We start from the raw sequence: 14,527 nt of genomic DNA, 5'->3' as shown, positions 1-14,527 counted from the left end.
GGGTTTGGCCCGTGCCTGACAGGGTCAGGTGCGGGTCCACAGGGCATTGTCGCCCAGTTTTTCTATGAATGCATCATGTGCCGCGCGTTCATCCTCGGTAATACGAGACGGCAGTGGCGTTGCTCGTGGTGCCGGTCGCCAATCATCGCCGCCGCCTGCCACGGATGATGCAGATGTTGACAGTCCAAAATCGGGCTGTCGTCCTCCTATCAGCTCAAGATAAACCTCGGCCAGGATTTCCGAGTCGAGCAACGCGCCGTGCAGCACACGGTTCGAGTTGTCGATATTGAAACGACGGCAAAGCGCATCCAGTGAGGCCGGCGAACCGGGAAACCGTTTGCGCGCAATCGCCAGCGTATCCAGCGCCTGTTCCATCGGGATGAGCGGGGCACCCATCCACTTCAGTTCGGCATTCAGGAACTTCATGTCGAAAGATGCATTGTGGATCACCAGCCGCGCATCCCCGACGAATTCGCGAAAAGCGTGACCGATCTTGGCAAAAACCGGTTTGTCTTTCAGCGTCACTTCACCCTTTTCCGGCGGACGTGGGTTTTCCAACAGGTCCGGGCCGATGCCATGCACGCCAAATGCCTCTTCAGGCATCGAGCGTTCGGGGTTGATGTAGACGTGATACGTCTCACCCGTTGCGACGTGGTTCCACAGTTCAACGGCACCGATTTCCACGATCCGATCACCGCTTTCGGGATCGAAACCCGTGGTTTCGGTGTCGAGTACAATTTCACGCATCTGCCATCCCTACCCGTATCTGCCTGACCACATCCTGCACCTGCGCGCGGGCGTGGTCCAGAGTGTCGGTCACGATGACGTAATCCGACCGCGCGCATTTTTCTTCATTCGGCATCTGCTTGGCTCGGATTTGCTCGAACTGCGCCTCGGTCATTGTGCCCCGTTCCATGACACGCCGCTTTTGCTCGTCGGCCGGGATCGAAACACAAGCCACCGCGTCCATCGCCACGTCACCGCCCGTTTCAAACAAAAGCGGAATGTCGAACACCAAGATGTCGTTTGTCGCGGCTTCACGAAATGCAGCGCGGTCAGCAGCGACCAGAGGGTGGACAATGGCTTCGATGGCCTTCAGCGCAGCAGGATCGGCGGCAATTATCTGTTTCAGCGCCTCCCGGTTGACCGCTCCGTCCTGAATGGCTGACGGAAACAATCGTTCCATGGGGCCAACGGCCGCGCCCTCCCTGGAATACAGGCGATGCACCGCCGCGTCCGCATCCCACAAGGCACAACCTTCTTCGACGAACATCTGCGCCGTTGTGCTTTTCCCCATGCCGATGGAACCGGTCAGGCCAAGCGCAAAACTCATGCCAAGGCCGCCGCACGTGCATCAGCATCAACTTCGGGGCGCACGCCGAACCAGCGTTCGAAACCGGGCACTGCCTGATGCAACAACATGCCCAGCCCATCGACTGCGGTGCATCCAGCCTGTTCAGCGGTTTGCAACAGGCGGGTTTTCAATGGCGCATAAACCAGATCCGTCACCACGGCACCGGGCTGCAACCCGTCAAGGGGAACCCGCAATTCCGGTTGGCCTTGCATGCCCAACGAAGTGGTGTTCACCACGAGTTCTGCGTTTTCGATGACATTTCCGGCCTGAACCCAATCCACCACGTGGATACGTTGACCGAATTCCTCTTTCAGATGATCCGCTCGGGCGCGGGTTCGGTTGGTCAGCAGGATTTCCGGAACACCCGCGTCAGACAATGCCTGCAACACGGCGCGCGCGGCCCCTCCGGCCCCGAAGACAACAGCCGGTCCGTCCTTTGCATTCCAGTCTGGCGCACCGGTGCGAAGATTCTCCATGAACCCGTACCCGTCAGTGTTATCCGCGTGGATCGAGCCATCTTCACGAAACACCAGAGTGTTCGCCGCACCTATCACCGTTGCGCGGTCAGACGCATGATCCGCGATCTTCAGAGCGGCTTCCTTGTGGGGAACGGTCACATTGGCGCCGACAAAACCCGCCTTGGGTAGGGTGCGCAGCACAGTTTCCAGGTCGGCGGGTGCCACATCCATCGGGATGTAATGACCGGCAAGACCGTATGTCTTCAACCAATGACCATGCAGTTTGGGGGATCGTGAGTGACCAATGGGATGTCCAATCACACCGGCCAAAGGAACCCGATAGTCCGTCATTGATCGATTACCCCTTTGACAGCCAGAAAGTTGAGCAGTTCCAACAGGGGCATACCCAAAACGTTAAAATAGTCGCCGTCAATGGTGGCGAACAGGCGGACACCTTCTTCCTCCAGCTTGTAAGCTCCGACGGCGTGGCGGATACTGTCCCAGTTTCGCGCGACGTAATCTTTCAGATAGGCGTCGGAACTGGCCCGCATCCGCAATCGTACCTGCCCCACATGCCTCCAGACCGGCTGAGCATTCTGATAGATCACCGCTGCGGACAAAAGCATATGCCGCTTGCCACGCATGGCTTTCAGCTGAGCCAACGCCTGTTCGGGGGTTTCCGGCTTTGACATCAGCTGACCGTCAAAATCCAGAACCTGATCGCATCCCAGCACCATGGCACCGGGGTTTTTGTCGCTGACCTTCCGTGCCTTCATTTCTGCGAGTGTATCGGCAATGTCCCGCGGAGATGCGTTTTCAGCCAGCAGGGCGCGTTTGGCCGTCTCTTCATCCACGCGCGCGGCTTGAACCAAAAACGGTACGCCTGCATTTTCAAGCAGCTGCGCGCGAATAGCAGACCCGGAAGCAAGAAGAATGGGGACAGACATGTGGAAAACCCCGTGTGCAAATCATTGAGAGTTCAGGGGTGCTTTGTATGGTTTTCCAGTTGACACGCAACCCCGGGGATTTCGCGCCAGAGATCCCCGAGTCGCTCAAATCCCATCCCGTCCGGACAAGGATAAGTCAGTTTCTCTGGAAAAGCCCGATATCCCAAATTCTCCTACCAGTTATCCCCAAGTGGAACAAGGAATACTGATAATAAATAACTGATTTTAAATGATAAAAATATCCGCCAACAGAATCACATGAAAAATTCCGTGTTCTGTCCACCTGGGGAAAACACTTTTGTAAAAAAGTAATCCACGGATTTTACTCACCCTACAAAACCATCATCCTTTTTCTTTTCTTATTTTTTTATTAGGGAGGGTCCCGAACAACGCCCGGAGCCGAAATGACCGATCTTCTGTTCACTTTGTACCCATGGGTGAAATCGCTCCATATCATGGCAGTGATTTCGTGGATGGCGGGCCTGTTCTATCTGCCCAGGTTGTTTGTCTATCACGTCGAAAAGGCACAGGCCGTAGACGGCGCACAGGACATTTTCTTTGAAATGGAAGAAAAGCTGCTGCGTGTGATCATGAGACCGGCGATGATCGTTGCGTGGGTTTGTGGTTTGATCATGGTGTTTACGCCGGGCATCGTGGGATGGGATTGGAGCTGGCCTTGGGTCAAGGGCGCTGCCGTAATCGGCATGACCTGGTTCCATCACTGGCTGATGGCGCGACGCAAGGATTTTCTGGAAGGGCGAAACATGCTCAGTGGGCGGCAGTTTCGCATGATGAACGAGGTCCCGACCGTTTTGATGGTTGCCATCGTTCTGGCGGTTGTTCTGAAGTTCTGAGGGCCTGTTTGACTCCGCCCGGCACTGCGCTTATGTAGGGATCAACACGCCCGTCCGGGCGGCGTATCTTCCATACTGAAATTCCACTTCGTGCCGCACTGTCAGCGGTGAAGGTATATATCATGACAACCGAATCCCTGAATCTCGCTGATCTGAAAGCCAAAAGCCCCAAAGACCTTCTGGCGATGGCCGAAGAGCTGGAGATCGAAAACGCCTCGACCATGCGCAAGGGCGAGATGATGTTCCAGATCCTGCGCGAACGCGCTGATGAAGGCTGGACCGTTGGTGGCGATGGCGTGCTTGAAGTGCTTCAGGACGGTTTCGGCTTCCTGCGCTCGCCCGAGGCGAACTATCTGCCCGGCCCGGATGACATCTATGTCTCACCCGAGATGATCCGCCAGCACTCATTGCGGACAGGGGATACCGTGGAAGGCGAGATCAAAGCCCCGGATGAGAATGAGCGCTATTTCGCGCTGACGAAGGTGACCAAGATCAACTTCGAAGACCCGGAAAAGGCCAAGCATAAGATCCTGTTCGACAACCTGACGCCTCTTTATCCGGATGAGCGGCTGAAGATGGAAATCGAGGATCCGACCATCAAGGACAAGTCCGCACGGGTGATCGACCTGGTCGCGCCGATCGGCAAGGGCCAGCGGTCGTTGATCGTGGCGCCGCCGCGCACCGGTAAGACGGTGATCCTGCAAAACATCGCGCATTCGATCGAACGGAACCACCCGGAATGCTACCTGATCGTCCTGCTGATCGACGAACGCCCGGAAGAAGTCACCGACATGCAGCGTTCAGTGAAGGGCGAGGTCGTATCCTCGACCTTTGATGAACCCGCGACGCGCCACGTGGCCGTGTCGGAAATGGTCATCGAAAAAGCCAAGCGTTTGGTCGAACATAAACGAGATGTTGTTATTCTTCTCGACTCGATCACAAGACTTGGTAGGGCCTTTAACACCGTGGTCCCATCCTCGGGTAAGGTTCTGACCGGTGGTGTGGACGCAAACGCCCTGCAACGGCCTAAGCGGTTCTTTGGTGCGGCGCGGAACATCGAGGAAGGCGGATCGCTGACCATCATCGCAACCGCACTGATTGATACCGGCAGCCGGATGGACGAAGTCATCTTCGAAGAATTCAAAGGTACGGGTAACTCGGAAATCGTTCTGGATCGCAAGATCGCAGACAAGCGTGTGTTCCCGGCCATCGACATCCTCAAATCCGGCACCCGGAAAGAGGACCTGCTGGTCGACAAGGGAGACCTGGCCAAGACCTTCGTTCTGCGGCGTATCCTCAACCCGATGGGCACGACCGACGCAATCGAGTTCTTGCTGTCCAAGTTGAAGCAGACAAAGACAAACAGCGAATTCTTCGATTCCATGAACACCTGACACTGGTCTTTAACTCTAGCGAGGCCTTCGAATGGATACGATATTCGCCTTGGCCAGCGCGCAGGGCAAAGCCGGGGTGGCGGTCATCCGCCTCTCGGGTCCGGACTCCCATTCAGCAGCGGCGCGCCTGACGGGTGGTGCGCTGCCAAAGCGTGGCATGGTCCTGCGCACTCTGACCGATCATGGCGGAGCACGTTTGGACGACGGATTGATCTTGACCTTCCAGGCCCCGGCGAGCTTTACCGGTGAGGACGTGGCCGAGCTTCAGATTCATGGAAGCACCGCCTCGGTCAACGCCGTGCTGCGTTGCCTGTCGGATACGGAAGGATTGCGCATCGCTGAACCGGGTGAGTTCACACGCCGGGCACTGGAAAACGGCAAGATGGACCTGACTCAGGTTGAAGGCCTGGCCGATCTAATTGATGCAGAAACGGAAGCACAACGTAAGCAGGCTCAGACCATTCTGGCGGGCGAGCTGGGCACATTGGCCGAACGGTGGCGTCGGGATCTGATACGGGCTGCGTCCCTGTTGGAGGCTGTCATCGACTTTGCTGATGAAGAAGTTCCAACCGATGTGACGCCGGAAGTACGCGCGCTGATCCAAGGCGTCATGTCGGACCTTCATCGCGAAGCAGATGGCGTCAAGATTGCCGAGCGAATACGTACAGGGTTCGAGGTTGCGATCGTCGGCCTTCCAAATGCGGGAAAATCCACTCTTTTGAACGCATTGGCAGGCCGTGAGGCGGCCATTACTTCAGAATATGCCGGGACCACGCGTGATGTGATCGAAGTTCGCATGGATCTGGCTGGTCTACCGGTGACCTTGCTGGATACGGCGGGGTTGCGACAGACCGAAGATCATGTCGAAAACCTGGGCATCGAGCTTGCGCGCAGCAGAGCGGAGGCCGCCGATCTTCGCGTTTTCCTGTCTGAAACGCCGAAGGACCTGGGGGTGGAGATGCGGGAAGATGATATACATGTTTTGCCCAAAGCAGACCTTCGGGGGATCGAGGGGAAGGGTGTGTCAGGGAAAACAGGTCAGGGAATAGATGCGCTAGTAGACCAGATATCGTGTGTGCTGCGTAAGAGAACTACTACCCATGGTATTGCAACTCGGGAACGTCACCGCATTGCAATCACCAGAGCATTGGACTCACTTACATCTGCGATCTCGGTTCTGGAATCAGGCCCAGACCTGTATGATATTGCGGCAGAGGAGCTGAGAACCGCCATTCGTGCCCTTGAATCCCTGGTGGGCAGAATAGACGTGGAAACTCTGTTGGATGAAATCTTCTCCAGCTTCTGTTTGGGAAAATAAGGAGTGTTTCACGTGAAACATTCGAAGTTTGATGTCATCGTCATCGGCGCAGGTCACGCCGGAACCGAGGCTGCTCATGCATCAGCCAGAATGGGCGCGATAACTGCGCTGGTAACGCTGTCTGCAACCGACATTGGCGTCATGTCCTGCAATCCGGCGATTGGTGGTTTGGGGAAAGGCCATCTTGTGCGTGAGATTGACGCTTTGGATGGCGTCATGGGGCGCGTGGCGGATCAGGCGGGCATTCAGTTTCGTTTGTTGAACCGTCGAAAAGGGCCCGCCGTTCAGGGGCCGAGAGCGCAGGCGGATCGCGCCCTTTATCGTCATGCCATGCAACAGGTAACGGAGAAACAGGATAACCTGTCCGTCGTTGTCGGAGAGGTTGTCGATTTCCTGATGAACGGCGAAAAGGTTGCAGGTGTTGTTCTTTCCGATGGATCAGAACTTTCCGCCCGCGCCGTTATTCTGACGTCCGGTACCTTTTTAAGGGGCGTCATCCATATTGGTGACGCGTCTCGCCCAGGCGGAAGAATGGGGGATCGGCCCTCCATCAAACTGGCAGAGCGGTTGGATGGATACGGTCTTCCTATGGGGCGATTGAAAACCGGCACACCGCCGCGTCTGGATGGGCGGAGCATTGATTGGTCCGATCTTGAAAGGCAGGACGGCGACGATGAACCAACCCTGTTTTCTTTCATGTCGAAATCCGTTGTCGCGCCTCAGATTTCTTGCGGAATTACGCATACAAATGCGCAAACACATGAAATCATTGCGGCAAATCTTTCGAAATCTGCCATGTATGGCGGTCACATCGATGGGATAGGCCCGCGTTATTGTCCTTCGATCGAAGACAAGATCGTACGCTTCGCCGACAAGGAATCGCATCAAATCTTCCTTGAACCCGAAGGTGTCAACGACCACACAATCTATCCGAACGGCATATCGACATCTCTGCCCCAGGATGTTCAGTTGGACTATGTGCGTTCAATCAAAGGCTTGGAAAATGCAGAAATTCTGCAACCGGGATATGCGATCGAATACGACTATGTTGATCCGCGTGTCCTGAGCGCTTCTTTATCCTTGCCGGATGTTTCCGGACTATATCTAGCGGGCCAGATAAATGGGACCACAGGATATGAGGAAGCCGCGGCTCAGGGCATGGTGGCCGGCCTCAACGCAGCGTTGGAGACCCAAGGGCGGGAGCCCATCCATTTTACACGATCCGACAGTTACATAGGCGTAATGATCGACGATTTGACAACTCGAGGAGTTGCTGAACCTTACCGCATGTTCACGTCACGCGCGGAGTTCCGGCTATCTCTGCGCGCCGACAATGCTGATCAACGGCTGACACCAATTGGTTTGGAATTGGGGTGCGTCGGAGAAGAGCGCAAGGTACAGTTCGAAGATAAAATGCACCAACTTGAGTGTGTGAAGTCAAAGCTGACGAAACGGACTTATACGCCCAAGGAAGTTCTCGCTGCCGGTATAAACGTTAATCAGGACGGAAACCGGAGGGATGGGATGGCAATTCTGGCATTCCCTGATACCTCGTTTGAAGATTTGTTGCCTCTCGTTCCTGATTTGCAGGACGTCGACCCAAAAATCAGGCTCCAGATCGAGCGGGACGCCTTGTATGCCAACTACATTGCCAGGCAAAAGCGGGACGTCGAAGCAATGAAGCGGGATGAATCCTACGTTATCCCGCATGAGTTCGATTATTTTTCCTTGGACGGCCTGTCGTCGGAGATGAAACAGAAGCTGTCGCAAGCGAAGCCCGCAAATATCGCACAGGCAAGCCGAGTCGAGGGCGTCACGCCAGCAGCGCTGACGCTTGTTCTGGCAAAACTACGCCGGGATCAAAGAGCTCGCCACGCATGAAGGTTGATTTTTCGAAGTTTGAAGACCTGAATGTTTCACGTGAAACATTCGATCGCCTCGTGACCTATGTTGATCTGGTGAAGCGCTGGAATCCCAAGATCAACCTCGTGTCTAAGAACAGTTTGGAGCATATCTGGGACCGGCATATTCTTGATTCCGTGCAAGTCTATCGGTGCGCTGACAGGTTTGACACCTGGGCAGACCTGGGAAGCGGAGGCGGATTCCCTGGTATGGTCTGCGCCATCATCGCCGCGGAAGAAAATCCAGGCGCCGCATTCAATATGATCGAGAGCGACCAGCGGAAATCAGCTTTCTTGCGCAGCGTTGCGCGGGAATGCGGCATAAAATGCACGGTGAATTCAAAAAGGATTGAATCGGTTGATCCTTTGGCTGCAAACATAGTTTCCGCCCGAGCGCTGGCTGACTTGCGCACCCTGTTGTCCTTTTGTGACAGGCATTTACACACCAACGGGACAGCGTTGTTGCCCAAAGGCGCAAATTGGAAAAAAGAGCTGGAAGACGCACGTGAGGAATGGAATTTCAAGGCTGAGGCGATTACAAGTTTAACTGAACCTCAAGCCGTTATCCTTAAGATAAATGGAGTATCACGTGGTTGATTTATCTCGACCTTCAGGGCCTCGGATAATTGCTGTTGCCAATCAGAAGGGCGGGGTCGGAAAAACAACCACAGCAATCAACCTTGCAGCAGGATTGGCCGAATCCGGGTGTCGGGTCCTGGTGGTTGACCTAGACCCGCAGGGGAACGCTTCGACGGGTTTGGGTGTCGAAGATCGAGACTGGACAACTTATGATCTGATCCTAGACGACGCGCCATTGGAAGCCGTCGTTCAGGAGACTGAAATCGAAGGTCTTTTCGTTGTTCCGGCGACCGTTGATCTGAGTTCCGCCGATATTGAACTGATCTCCAACGAAAAGCGCAGCTATCTTTTGCATGATGCTTTGAGGCAGCCAGCCATAGATGTGTTTGAACTGGATTTTGTGCTTATCGACTGCCCGCCGTCCTTAAACTTGCTGACCGTGAATGCAATGGTTGCTTCGCATTCGGTGCTTGTGCCGCTGCAGAGCGAGTTCTTTGCCCTTGAAGGGCTTTCACAACTGATGCTGACGATTCGAGAGGTCCGTCAAACGGCGAATCCAGATCTGAGAATCGAAGGTATTGTGTTGACCATGTATGACAACCGCAACAACTTGTCCCGTCAGGTTGAAAAGGACGCGCGTGACAATCTGGGTGAGATGGTTTTTAAAACGAAGATACCCAGAAATGTGCGGGTCAGCGAAGCGCCGTCATATGCGCTGCCTGTTTTGCAATATGACTCGGGATCGCTTGGGGCCATGGCCTACCGGCATCTTGCTCGTGAGATCTTGCACAAGAATAATAAGACCGCTGCCTGAGCGGGAACGAGGAGGGCGACATGAGCGCCAAGAAAGCAAAGTCCAGAGGTTTGGGGCGGGGGTTGTCTGCCCTTATGGCGGATGTGAATCCTGAATCAGAAGGCCGGATTTCAACGGATGCACGCAGACCGGATCTAAAAGTCCCGATTGAAAAGTTGAAAGCCAACCCCAACCAGCCGCGCCGGACATTCATGCCCGAGCAGTTGGACGAGCTGGCAGCGTCGGTCAAGGAAAAAGGTATCATTCAGCCGTTGATCGTTCGCGCGACGGGGTCCGATGAATACGAAATCGTCGCGGGAGAACGCCGTTGGCGTGCGGCGCAGATGGTGCAGTTGCATGATATCCCGGTTATTGTACGTGATTTTGATGATACGGAAGTGTTGGAAGTTGCGATTATCGAAAACATCCAACGCGCGGATCTGAACGCGGTGGAAGAGGCCGCCGGCTACAAGCAGTTGATGGACCGATTTGGTCATACACAGGAAAAGCTTGCCGAGGCCCTGGGCAAAAGCCGCAGCCACATCGCAAATCTTTTGCGGCTTCTATCCTTGCCGTTGGATGTGCAAACCCTTGTTATTGAAGGTAAATTGTCTGCGGGGCACGCCAGGGCACTGATTACGGCGGAAAATCCGTCGGAGCTTGCGAAACAGATCGTCAAGGATGGCTTGTCGGTGCGCGCAACCGAGGCTTTGGTCAAAAAACAGCAGCAAGGCAGTGCCGAGCGTTCTGCACCCCGCTCCAGAAATCTGGATGCCGGAAAGGATGCAGACACACGTGCCTTGGAAAAAGACCTGTCCGCGATCCTGGCGATGAAAGTGTCAATCAATCACAAGGCCGGAACGGAAACGGGACAAGTTGTTCTGACCTACGAAAATCTGGATCAGCTGGACGACTTGTGCGCCAAGCTCAGCCGTTAGGCCGTGACCAGATAAAGATCATGACACCGCCCAGCACAACCGCCTGAATGATCAACACGAAAAGCGGAGCGGACAACAAAACAGAGAGTCCGAAAACGGCGGCGATCGAGACGGTTGCCGCCTTTTTTGCGGCTGGTCGAATGGCGCCGGAGCTTTGCCAATCAAGAATCAGTGGCCCAAAAAGGTTATGGGTCACAAGCCAATTGTGCAGCCGCGAGGATGAGCGGGCGAAGAAAAACGCGGCAAGAAGAAGAAAAGGAACCGTAGGAAGAAGGGGCAGGACAACCCCAACAGCCGCCATGGCAACACAAAGCAATCCCAGTCCGGCCCAAAGATACTGCATGCTCAGTCCAACAGCTCCCGGATGACTGCGTTCAATACGGCGCGCCCATCTGATGTGGCGATGAGGCGCCCGTTGCTGCGCCGAACCATGTTGATTTCGGTCAGATGATCTATGGTTTCAGAGGGAAGAGAGCGGCCAGACAAACTTTGCCACCTGTCCATATCTAGTCCCTCAGTAATTCTCATACCCATCATAAGGTATTCATTTGCCTGATCTTCAAGGGGCAACGCGCTGCGGTTCTTTTCACCATTGCCTTGATTGGCAGCATCAAGCCAACGCTGGGGGTTCAGATAGGTTTCGGTCGCGTATTTCCGACCATTCAGGGTAATCCTCCCATGAGCGCCGGGGCCGATGCCCACATAATCGCCGTATCGCCAGTAAATCAGGTTGTGCTGCGATTCTGCGCCCGGTCGGGCATGGTTCGAAACTTCATAGGCCGGCAAGCCATGTGCTTCGCAGATTTCCTGCGTGGCCAGATACATGTCGGCGGTACTGTCATCTTCGGGCAGGCCACGTAACTTACCGACGGCGTATCGATCCCCAAAGGCCGTCCCGTCTTCGATCGTCAATTGATAGAGCGACAGGTGGTCGATGGCCATCGATAGCGCTTGGGTCAGCTCCTCTTGCCAGGCGTCCAGCGTCTGGTGTTGGCGCGCATAGATCAGGTCAAAGCTGACCCGGTCGAAACAGGTGCGGGCGATGTCAAAGGCGGCGCGTGCTTCTGCCACGGTGTGGATGCGGCCCAGTCGCCTGAGATCTTCGTCATTCATCGCCTGAATGCCCATCGAAACCCGGTTCACGCCCGCATCGCGATAGGCGGCGAACCGTCCGGCCTCGACCGAACCGGGATTGGCCTCGAGGGTGACTTCCATGTCATTGGCGGGCCGCCAAAGGGCGCGGGCGGTGTCGATCACGGCGGCCACGGTTTCAGGCGCCATCAATGACGGGGTGCCGCCGCCAAAGAAGATCGTTTTCAGAACCCGGTCGGGCGTTTCGGCAGCAGATCGGTGAAGCTCGGATAGATAGGAGTCAAGCCATTGTTTTTGATCAATATTTTTGGAAACATGGCTGTTGAAGTCGCAATAGGGGCACTTGGCCTCGCAAAAGGGCCAATGCACGTACAGGCCAAAGCCCCCGTTGCGCCAATCATCCGCCAAAGCAGCCTTTCACGAACATTTCCACCGCGCGACCGCGATGGCTGATCCTGTTCTTTTCCCAGCGATCCATTTCGGCAAAGGTAATGTCATATCCTTCGGGGACAAACATCGGGTCATAGCCGAACCCATCCTTGCCGCGGATCGGCCAGACCAGATGACCGGGCGCGACGCCTTCGAAGACTTCGTCATGGCCGTCGGGCCAGGCCAGAACCAGAGTGCAGCGGAATTGGGCCGTGCGGGGATGCGGCGCGTTTTTTGCTTCGAGCTCATTATGGGCGCGGGTCATGGCCATCAGAAAATCACGGCCATTTCCGGTTTCGGCCCAATCTGCCGTGTACACGCCCGGCGCCCCGTCCAGCGCATCGATCGTGATCCCGGAATCGTCGGACAGGGCGGGCAGTCCGGTGGCCTGTGCGGCGGCGTGAGCCTTTATCCGGGCGTTGCCGACAAATGTGTCCTCGGTCTCTTCCGGCTCGGGCAGGTCCATCTCGGCCGCGCCTACGACCGTCACACCAAAGGGCTCGAGCAGGTGGGCCATCTCCTCAAGCTTGCCTTTGTTGTGGGTGGCGACCAGCAACCTGTCGCCGTCGAATTTGCGGGTCATGCGGTGGCGGCCTTTTGCGCGGCCGCCAGTTCGGACACGCCTTTTTCCGCCAGATCCATCAGTTGATCCATTTGGGCGCGGCTGAAGACCGAACCTTCAGCACTCATCTGCACTTCGATCAGTTTGCCGGATCCGGTCATGATGAAGTTGCCATCTACGCCCGCTTCGCTGTCTTCGGGGTAATCAAGGTCCAGTACCGGCTGACCGGCGTAGATACCGCAAGACACGGCTGCAACCGGATCAACCAACGGGTCCGAGATCACGTCGCCTGCCTTCATCAGCTTGTTCACCGCCAGCCGCAGCGCGACCCAGCCGCCGGTGATGGAGGCGCAGCGGGTGCCGCCATCGGCCTGGATCACATCACAGTCCACGGTGATCTGACGCTCGCCCAGAGCAACCCGATCGACGCCGGCGCGCAGGGCGCGGCCGATCAGGCGCTGGATTTCGACCGTGCGGCCCCCTTGTTTGCCCGCGGCCGCCTCGCGCCGCATCCGCGTATTGGTGGCACGGGGCAGCATGCCGTATTCGGCTGTGACCCATCCCAGGCCCGAGCCCTTGATAAACGGCGGCACGCGATCTTCGATCGTAGCGGTGCACAGAACATGCGTGTCGCCCATTTTGATGAGGCAGGAACCTTCGGCATGTTTCGTGACTCCCGTCTCGATTGAAACGGCGCGCATTTCACTTAAATCTCTTCCAGAGGGTCGCATCGGAATTCCTTTGTTTGCTGGGTTGGGGATAACGCCCCGCAGCGTTACGATGCAACCCCGATTGACCTTTCATTTGCCTGCTATTTAATGACGAACGAGCAGGGGAACACGGATGAGCGAAGCGAGCAAGATTCTGGACGAGATGAACGACCGGTCACGAGAAGTGTTCCGGCTGATAGTCGAGAGCTATCTGGAAAGCGGAGAGCCCGTCGGCAGCCGTACTTTGACGCGTACGTTGTCAGAAAAAGTCAGCGCTGCAACTGTCCGCAATGTGATGCAGGATCTGGAATTTCTGGGCCTTCTGGATAGCCCCCATGTCAGCGCCGGCCGAATCCCGACGCAGCAAGGCCTGCGAATGTTTGTGGACGGATTGCTTGAGGTCGGCGACCTGGGTGCCGATGACCGGCAGAAACTGGAGCAGACATTAGGCTCTAACACGGGTGATGTTGGTGGAATGCTGGACCGTGTCGGCTCTGCCTTGTCAAACGTGACACAAGGGGCCTCGCTGGTTCTGACGCCCAAGCATGAATCGGAAATCAAACATATCGAATTTGTTTCTCTGGGCCATGATCGGGCTTTGGTGGTTTTGGTTTTCTCGGACGGACATGTGGAAAACCGGCTGTTCACGCCGCCACCCGGGCAAACGCCCAGTTCCATGCGCGAGGCCGCGAATTTCCTGAACGCACTTATCGAGGGGCGGACACTCAGCGAAGTGCGGCGGCAAATGCAGACGCAGATCGATGCGCGCAAGCAGGAAATCGACACTCTGGCCCGTGAGATGGTCGAAAGCGGAATGGCCGTTTGGGACGGAGACGGAAGCGACTCGGCCCGTTTGATCGTGCGCGGGCGCGCGAATCTGTTGAACGAACCCGGTCAGGCCGAGGAACTTGACCGCATCCGCACCCTGTTCGATGACCTTGAGCGCAAGCGAGACATCGCCGAATTCCTTGAATTGACCGAAGAAGGCGAGGGTGTGCGCATTTTTATCGGGTCTGAGAACAAACTTTTCTCACTTTCGGGTTCCTCTTTGGTGGTGTCTCCTTATATGAACGCTGATCGAAAGATAATCGGTGCGGTGGGGGTTATCGGACCCACACGTCTGAATTATGGGCGGATCGTACCGATCGTGGATTATACGGCGCAACTGGTCGGCAAGCTGATATCCGACCGGAGCTAG

16 protein-coding genes are annotated in these 14,527 nt (G+C 56.0%); 8 read left to right on the top strand and 8 right to left on the bottom strand.

Translation table 11 applies throughout. From position 1 onward, the window contains the following. Positions 1-24: 24 nt before the first annotated feature. From dnaQ to ACR0A2_RS11115, 4 genes are read right to left on the bottom strand one after another with little or no spacing between them, the layout of a single operon-like run. Positions 25-747, bottom strand: a complete 723-nt coding sequence (gene dnaQ / locus ACR0A2_RS11130; RefSeq protein WP_152459619.1) for a DNA polymerase III subunit epsilon — start codon at positions 745-747, stop codon at positions 25-27. Then, the gene (coaE, locus tag ACR0A2_RS11125; RefSeq protein WP_480835026.1) at positions 740-1,333 is read right to left on the bottom strand and encodes a dephospho-CoA kinase; all 594 of its coding nucleotides are present in this window, start codon (positions 1,331-1,333) and stop codon (positions 740-742) included. Before coaE ends, dnaQ begins: the two co-directional genes overlap by 8 nt. Next, positions 1,330-2,163 (bottom strand): shikimate dehydrogenase, encoded by an 834-nt coding sequence (locus ACR0A2_RS11120; RefSeq protein WP_171640446.1) that lies wholly within the window; start codon positions 2,161-2,163, stop codon positions 1,330-1,332. Before ACR0A2_RS11120 ends, coaE begins: the two co-directional genes overlap by 4 nt. Then, complete coding sequence (locus ACR0A2_RS11115; RefSeq protein ID WP_171230149.1) at positions 2,160-2,759, bottom strand: Maf family protein; 600 nt, start codon at positions 2,757-2,759, stop codon at positions 2,160-2,162. Before ACR0A2_RS11115 ends, ACR0A2_RS11120 begins: the two co-directional genes overlap by 4 nt. 404 nt (positions 2,760-3,163) lie before the next feature. Here ACR0A2_RS11115 and ACR0A2_RS11110 point away from each other — a divergent pair, with 404 nt between their 5' ends. From ACR0A2_RS11110 to ACR0A2_RS11080, 7 genes are all read left to right on the top strand, one after another. Next, on the top strand, positions 3,164-3,613 hold the full coding sequence (locus tag ACR0A2_RS11110) for a CopD family protein (protein WP_480835025.1): 450 nt from the start codon (positions 3,164-3,166) through the stop codon (positions 3,611-3,613). Between the two features lie 122 nt (positions 3,614-3,735). Beyond that, positions 3,736-5,007: a transcription termination factor Rho gene (rho, locus tag ACR0A2_RS11105; RefSeq protein ID WP_152459614.1), complete on the top strand. Its 1,272-nt coding sequence runs from the start codon at positions 3,736-3,738 to the stop codon at positions 5,005-5,007. A 31-nt stretch (positions 5,008-5,038) separates the two neighbouring features. After that, positions 5,039-6,325 carry a tRNA uridine-5-carboxymethylaminomethyl(34) synthesis GTPase MnmE gene (mnmE, locus tag ACR0A2_RS11100; RefSeq protein WP_480835024.1) on the top strand — a complete coding sequence of 429 codons (1,287 nt, stop codon included), beginning with the start codon at positions 5,039-5,041 and terminating at the stop codon, positions 6,323-6,325. 12 nt (positions 6,326-6,337) lie between these two features. Further along, positions 6,338-8,206 (top strand): tRNA uridine-5-carboxymethylaminomethyl(34) synthesis enzyme MnmG, encoded by a 1,869-nt coding sequence (gene mnmG, locus ACR0A2_RS11095; RefSeq protein ID WP_480835023.1) that lies wholly within the window; start codon positions 6,338-6,340, stop codon positions 8,204-8,206. Further along, positions 8,203-8,823, top strand: coding sequence for a 16S rRNA (guanine(527)-N(7))-methyltransferase RsmG (gene rsmG, locus ACR0A2_RS11090; protein WP_480835022.1), 621 nt, complete (start codon positions 8,203-8,205; stop codon positions 8,821-8,823). The genes mnmG and rsmG overlap by 4 nt, the downstream gene beginning before the upstream one ends. After that, a complete protein-coding gene (locus ACR0A2_RS11085) occupies positions 8,816-9,619 on the top strand; it encodes a ParA family protein (RefSeq protein WP_480835074.1) in 804 nt (267 codons plus the stop codon). Before rsmG ends, ACR0A2_RS11085 begins: the two co-directional genes overlap by 8 nt. Before the next feature lie 20 nt (positions 9,620-9,639). Further along, on the top strand, positions 9,640-10,536 hold the full coding sequence (locus tag ACR0A2_RS11080; RefSeq protein ID WP_480835021.1) for a ParB/RepB/Spo0J family partition protein: 897 nt from the start codon (positions 9,640-9,642) through the stop codon (positions 10,534-10,536). Here ACR0A2_RS11080 and ACR0A2_RS11075 read toward each other — a convergent pair. From ACR0A2_RS11075 to rph, 4 genes are read right to left on the bottom strand one after another with little or no spacing between them, the layout of a single operon-like run. After that, complete coding sequence (locus tag ACR0A2_RS11075; protein ID WP_152459608.1) at positions 10,526-10,879, bottom strand: YbaN family protein; 354 nt, start codon at positions 10,877-10,879, stop codon at positions 10,526-10,528. The two genes, ACR0A2_RS11080 and ACR0A2_RS11075, sit on opposite strands and share 11 nt — an antisense overlap. A 2-nt stretch (positions 10,880-10,881) precedes the next feature. Further along, the gene (gene hemW / locus ACR0A2_RS11070; protein WP_480835020.1) at positions 10,882-12,036 is read right to left on the bottom strand and encodes a radical SAM family heme chaperone HemW; all 1,155 of its coding nucleotides are present in this window, start codon (positions 12,034-12,036) and stop codon (positions 10,882-10,884) included. Then, entirely contained in the window at positions 12,026-12,640 is a 615-nt protein-coding gene (gene rdgB / locus ACR0A2_RS11065; protein WP_480835019.1) for an RdgB/HAM1 family non-canonical purine NTP pyrophosphatase, read from the bottom strand. The genes hemW and rdgB overlap by 11 nt, the downstream gene beginning before the upstream one ends. Continuing rightward, positions 12,637-13,350 (bottom strand): ribonuclease PH, encoded by a 714-nt coding sequence (gene rph, locus ACR0A2_RS11060; RefSeq protein ID WP_425079459.1) that lies wholly within the window; start codon positions 13,348-13,350, stop codon positions 12,637-12,639. Before rph ends, rdgB begins: the two co-directional genes overlap by 4 nt. Before the next feature lie 112 nt (positions 13,351-13,462). On the opposite strand from rph, the gene hrcA reads away from it, so the two are divergent. Then, positions 13,463-14,527, top strand: coding sequence for a heat-inducible transcriptional repressor HrcA (gene hrcA, locus ACR0A2_RS11055; RefSeq protein WP_152459604.1), 1,065 nt, complete (start codon positions 13,463-13,465; stop codon positions 14,525-14,527).

Source organism: Ruegeria sp. H8, from assembly GCF_056532905.1.
Note: the sequence above shows the minus strand (reverse complement) of the source record. Positions and strands in the feature narration are given on the sequence as shown.

Bases quoted from the DNA above. Each gene is read 5' to 3' on its own strand.
- dnaQ (WP_152459619.1), bottom strand. From the start codon at position 747: ATGCGTGAAATTGTACTCGACACCGAAACCACGGGTTTCGATCCCGAA.
- coaE (WP_480835026.1), bottom strand. From the start codon at position 1,333: ATGAGTTTTGCGCTTGGCCTGACCGGTTCCATCGGCATGGGGAAAAGC.
- ACR0A2_RS11120 (WP_171640446.1), bottom strand. From the start codon at position 2,163: ATGACGGACTATCGGGTTCCTTTGGCCGGTGTGATTGGACATCCCATT.
- ACR0A2_RS11115 (WP_171230149.1), bottom strand. From the start codon at position 2,759: ATGTCTGTCCCCATTCTTCTTGCTTCCGGGTCTGCTATTCGCGCGCAG.
- ACR0A2_RS11110 (WP_480835025.1), top strand. From the start codon at position 3,164: ATGACCGATCTTCTGTTCACTTTGTACCCATGGGTGAAATCGCTCCAT.
- rho (WP_152459614.1), top strand. From the start codon at position 3,736: ATGACAACCGAATCCCTGAATCTCGCTGATCTGAAAGCCAAAAGCCCC.
- mnmE (WP_480835024.1), top strand. From the start codon at position 5,039: ATGGATACGATATTCGCCTTGGCCAGCGCGCAGGGCAAAGCCGGGGTG.
- rsmG (WP_480835022.1), top strand. From the start codon at position 8,203: ATGAAGGTTGATTTTTCGAAGTTTGAAGACCTGAATGTTTCACGTGAA.
- ACR0A2_RS11080 (WP_480835021.1), top strand. From the start codon at position 9,640: ATGAGCGCCAAGAAAGCAAAGTCCAGAGGTTTGGGGCGGGGGTTGTCT.
- ACR0A2_RS11075 (WP_152459608.1), bottom strand. From the start codon at position 10,879: ATGCAGTATCTTTGGGCCGGACTGGGATTGCTTTGTGTTGCCATGGCG.
- rdgB (WP_480835019.1), bottom strand. From the start codon at position 12,640: ATGACCCGCAAATTCGACGGCGACAGGTTGCTGGTCGCCACCCACAAC.
- rph (WP_425079459.1), bottom strand. From the start codon at position 13,350: ATGCGACCCTCTGGAAGAGATTTAAGTGAAATGCGCGCCGTTTCAATC.
- hrcA (WP_152459604.1), top strand. From the start codon at position 13,463: ATGAGCGAAGCGAGCAAGATTCTGGACGAGATGAACGACCGGTCACGA.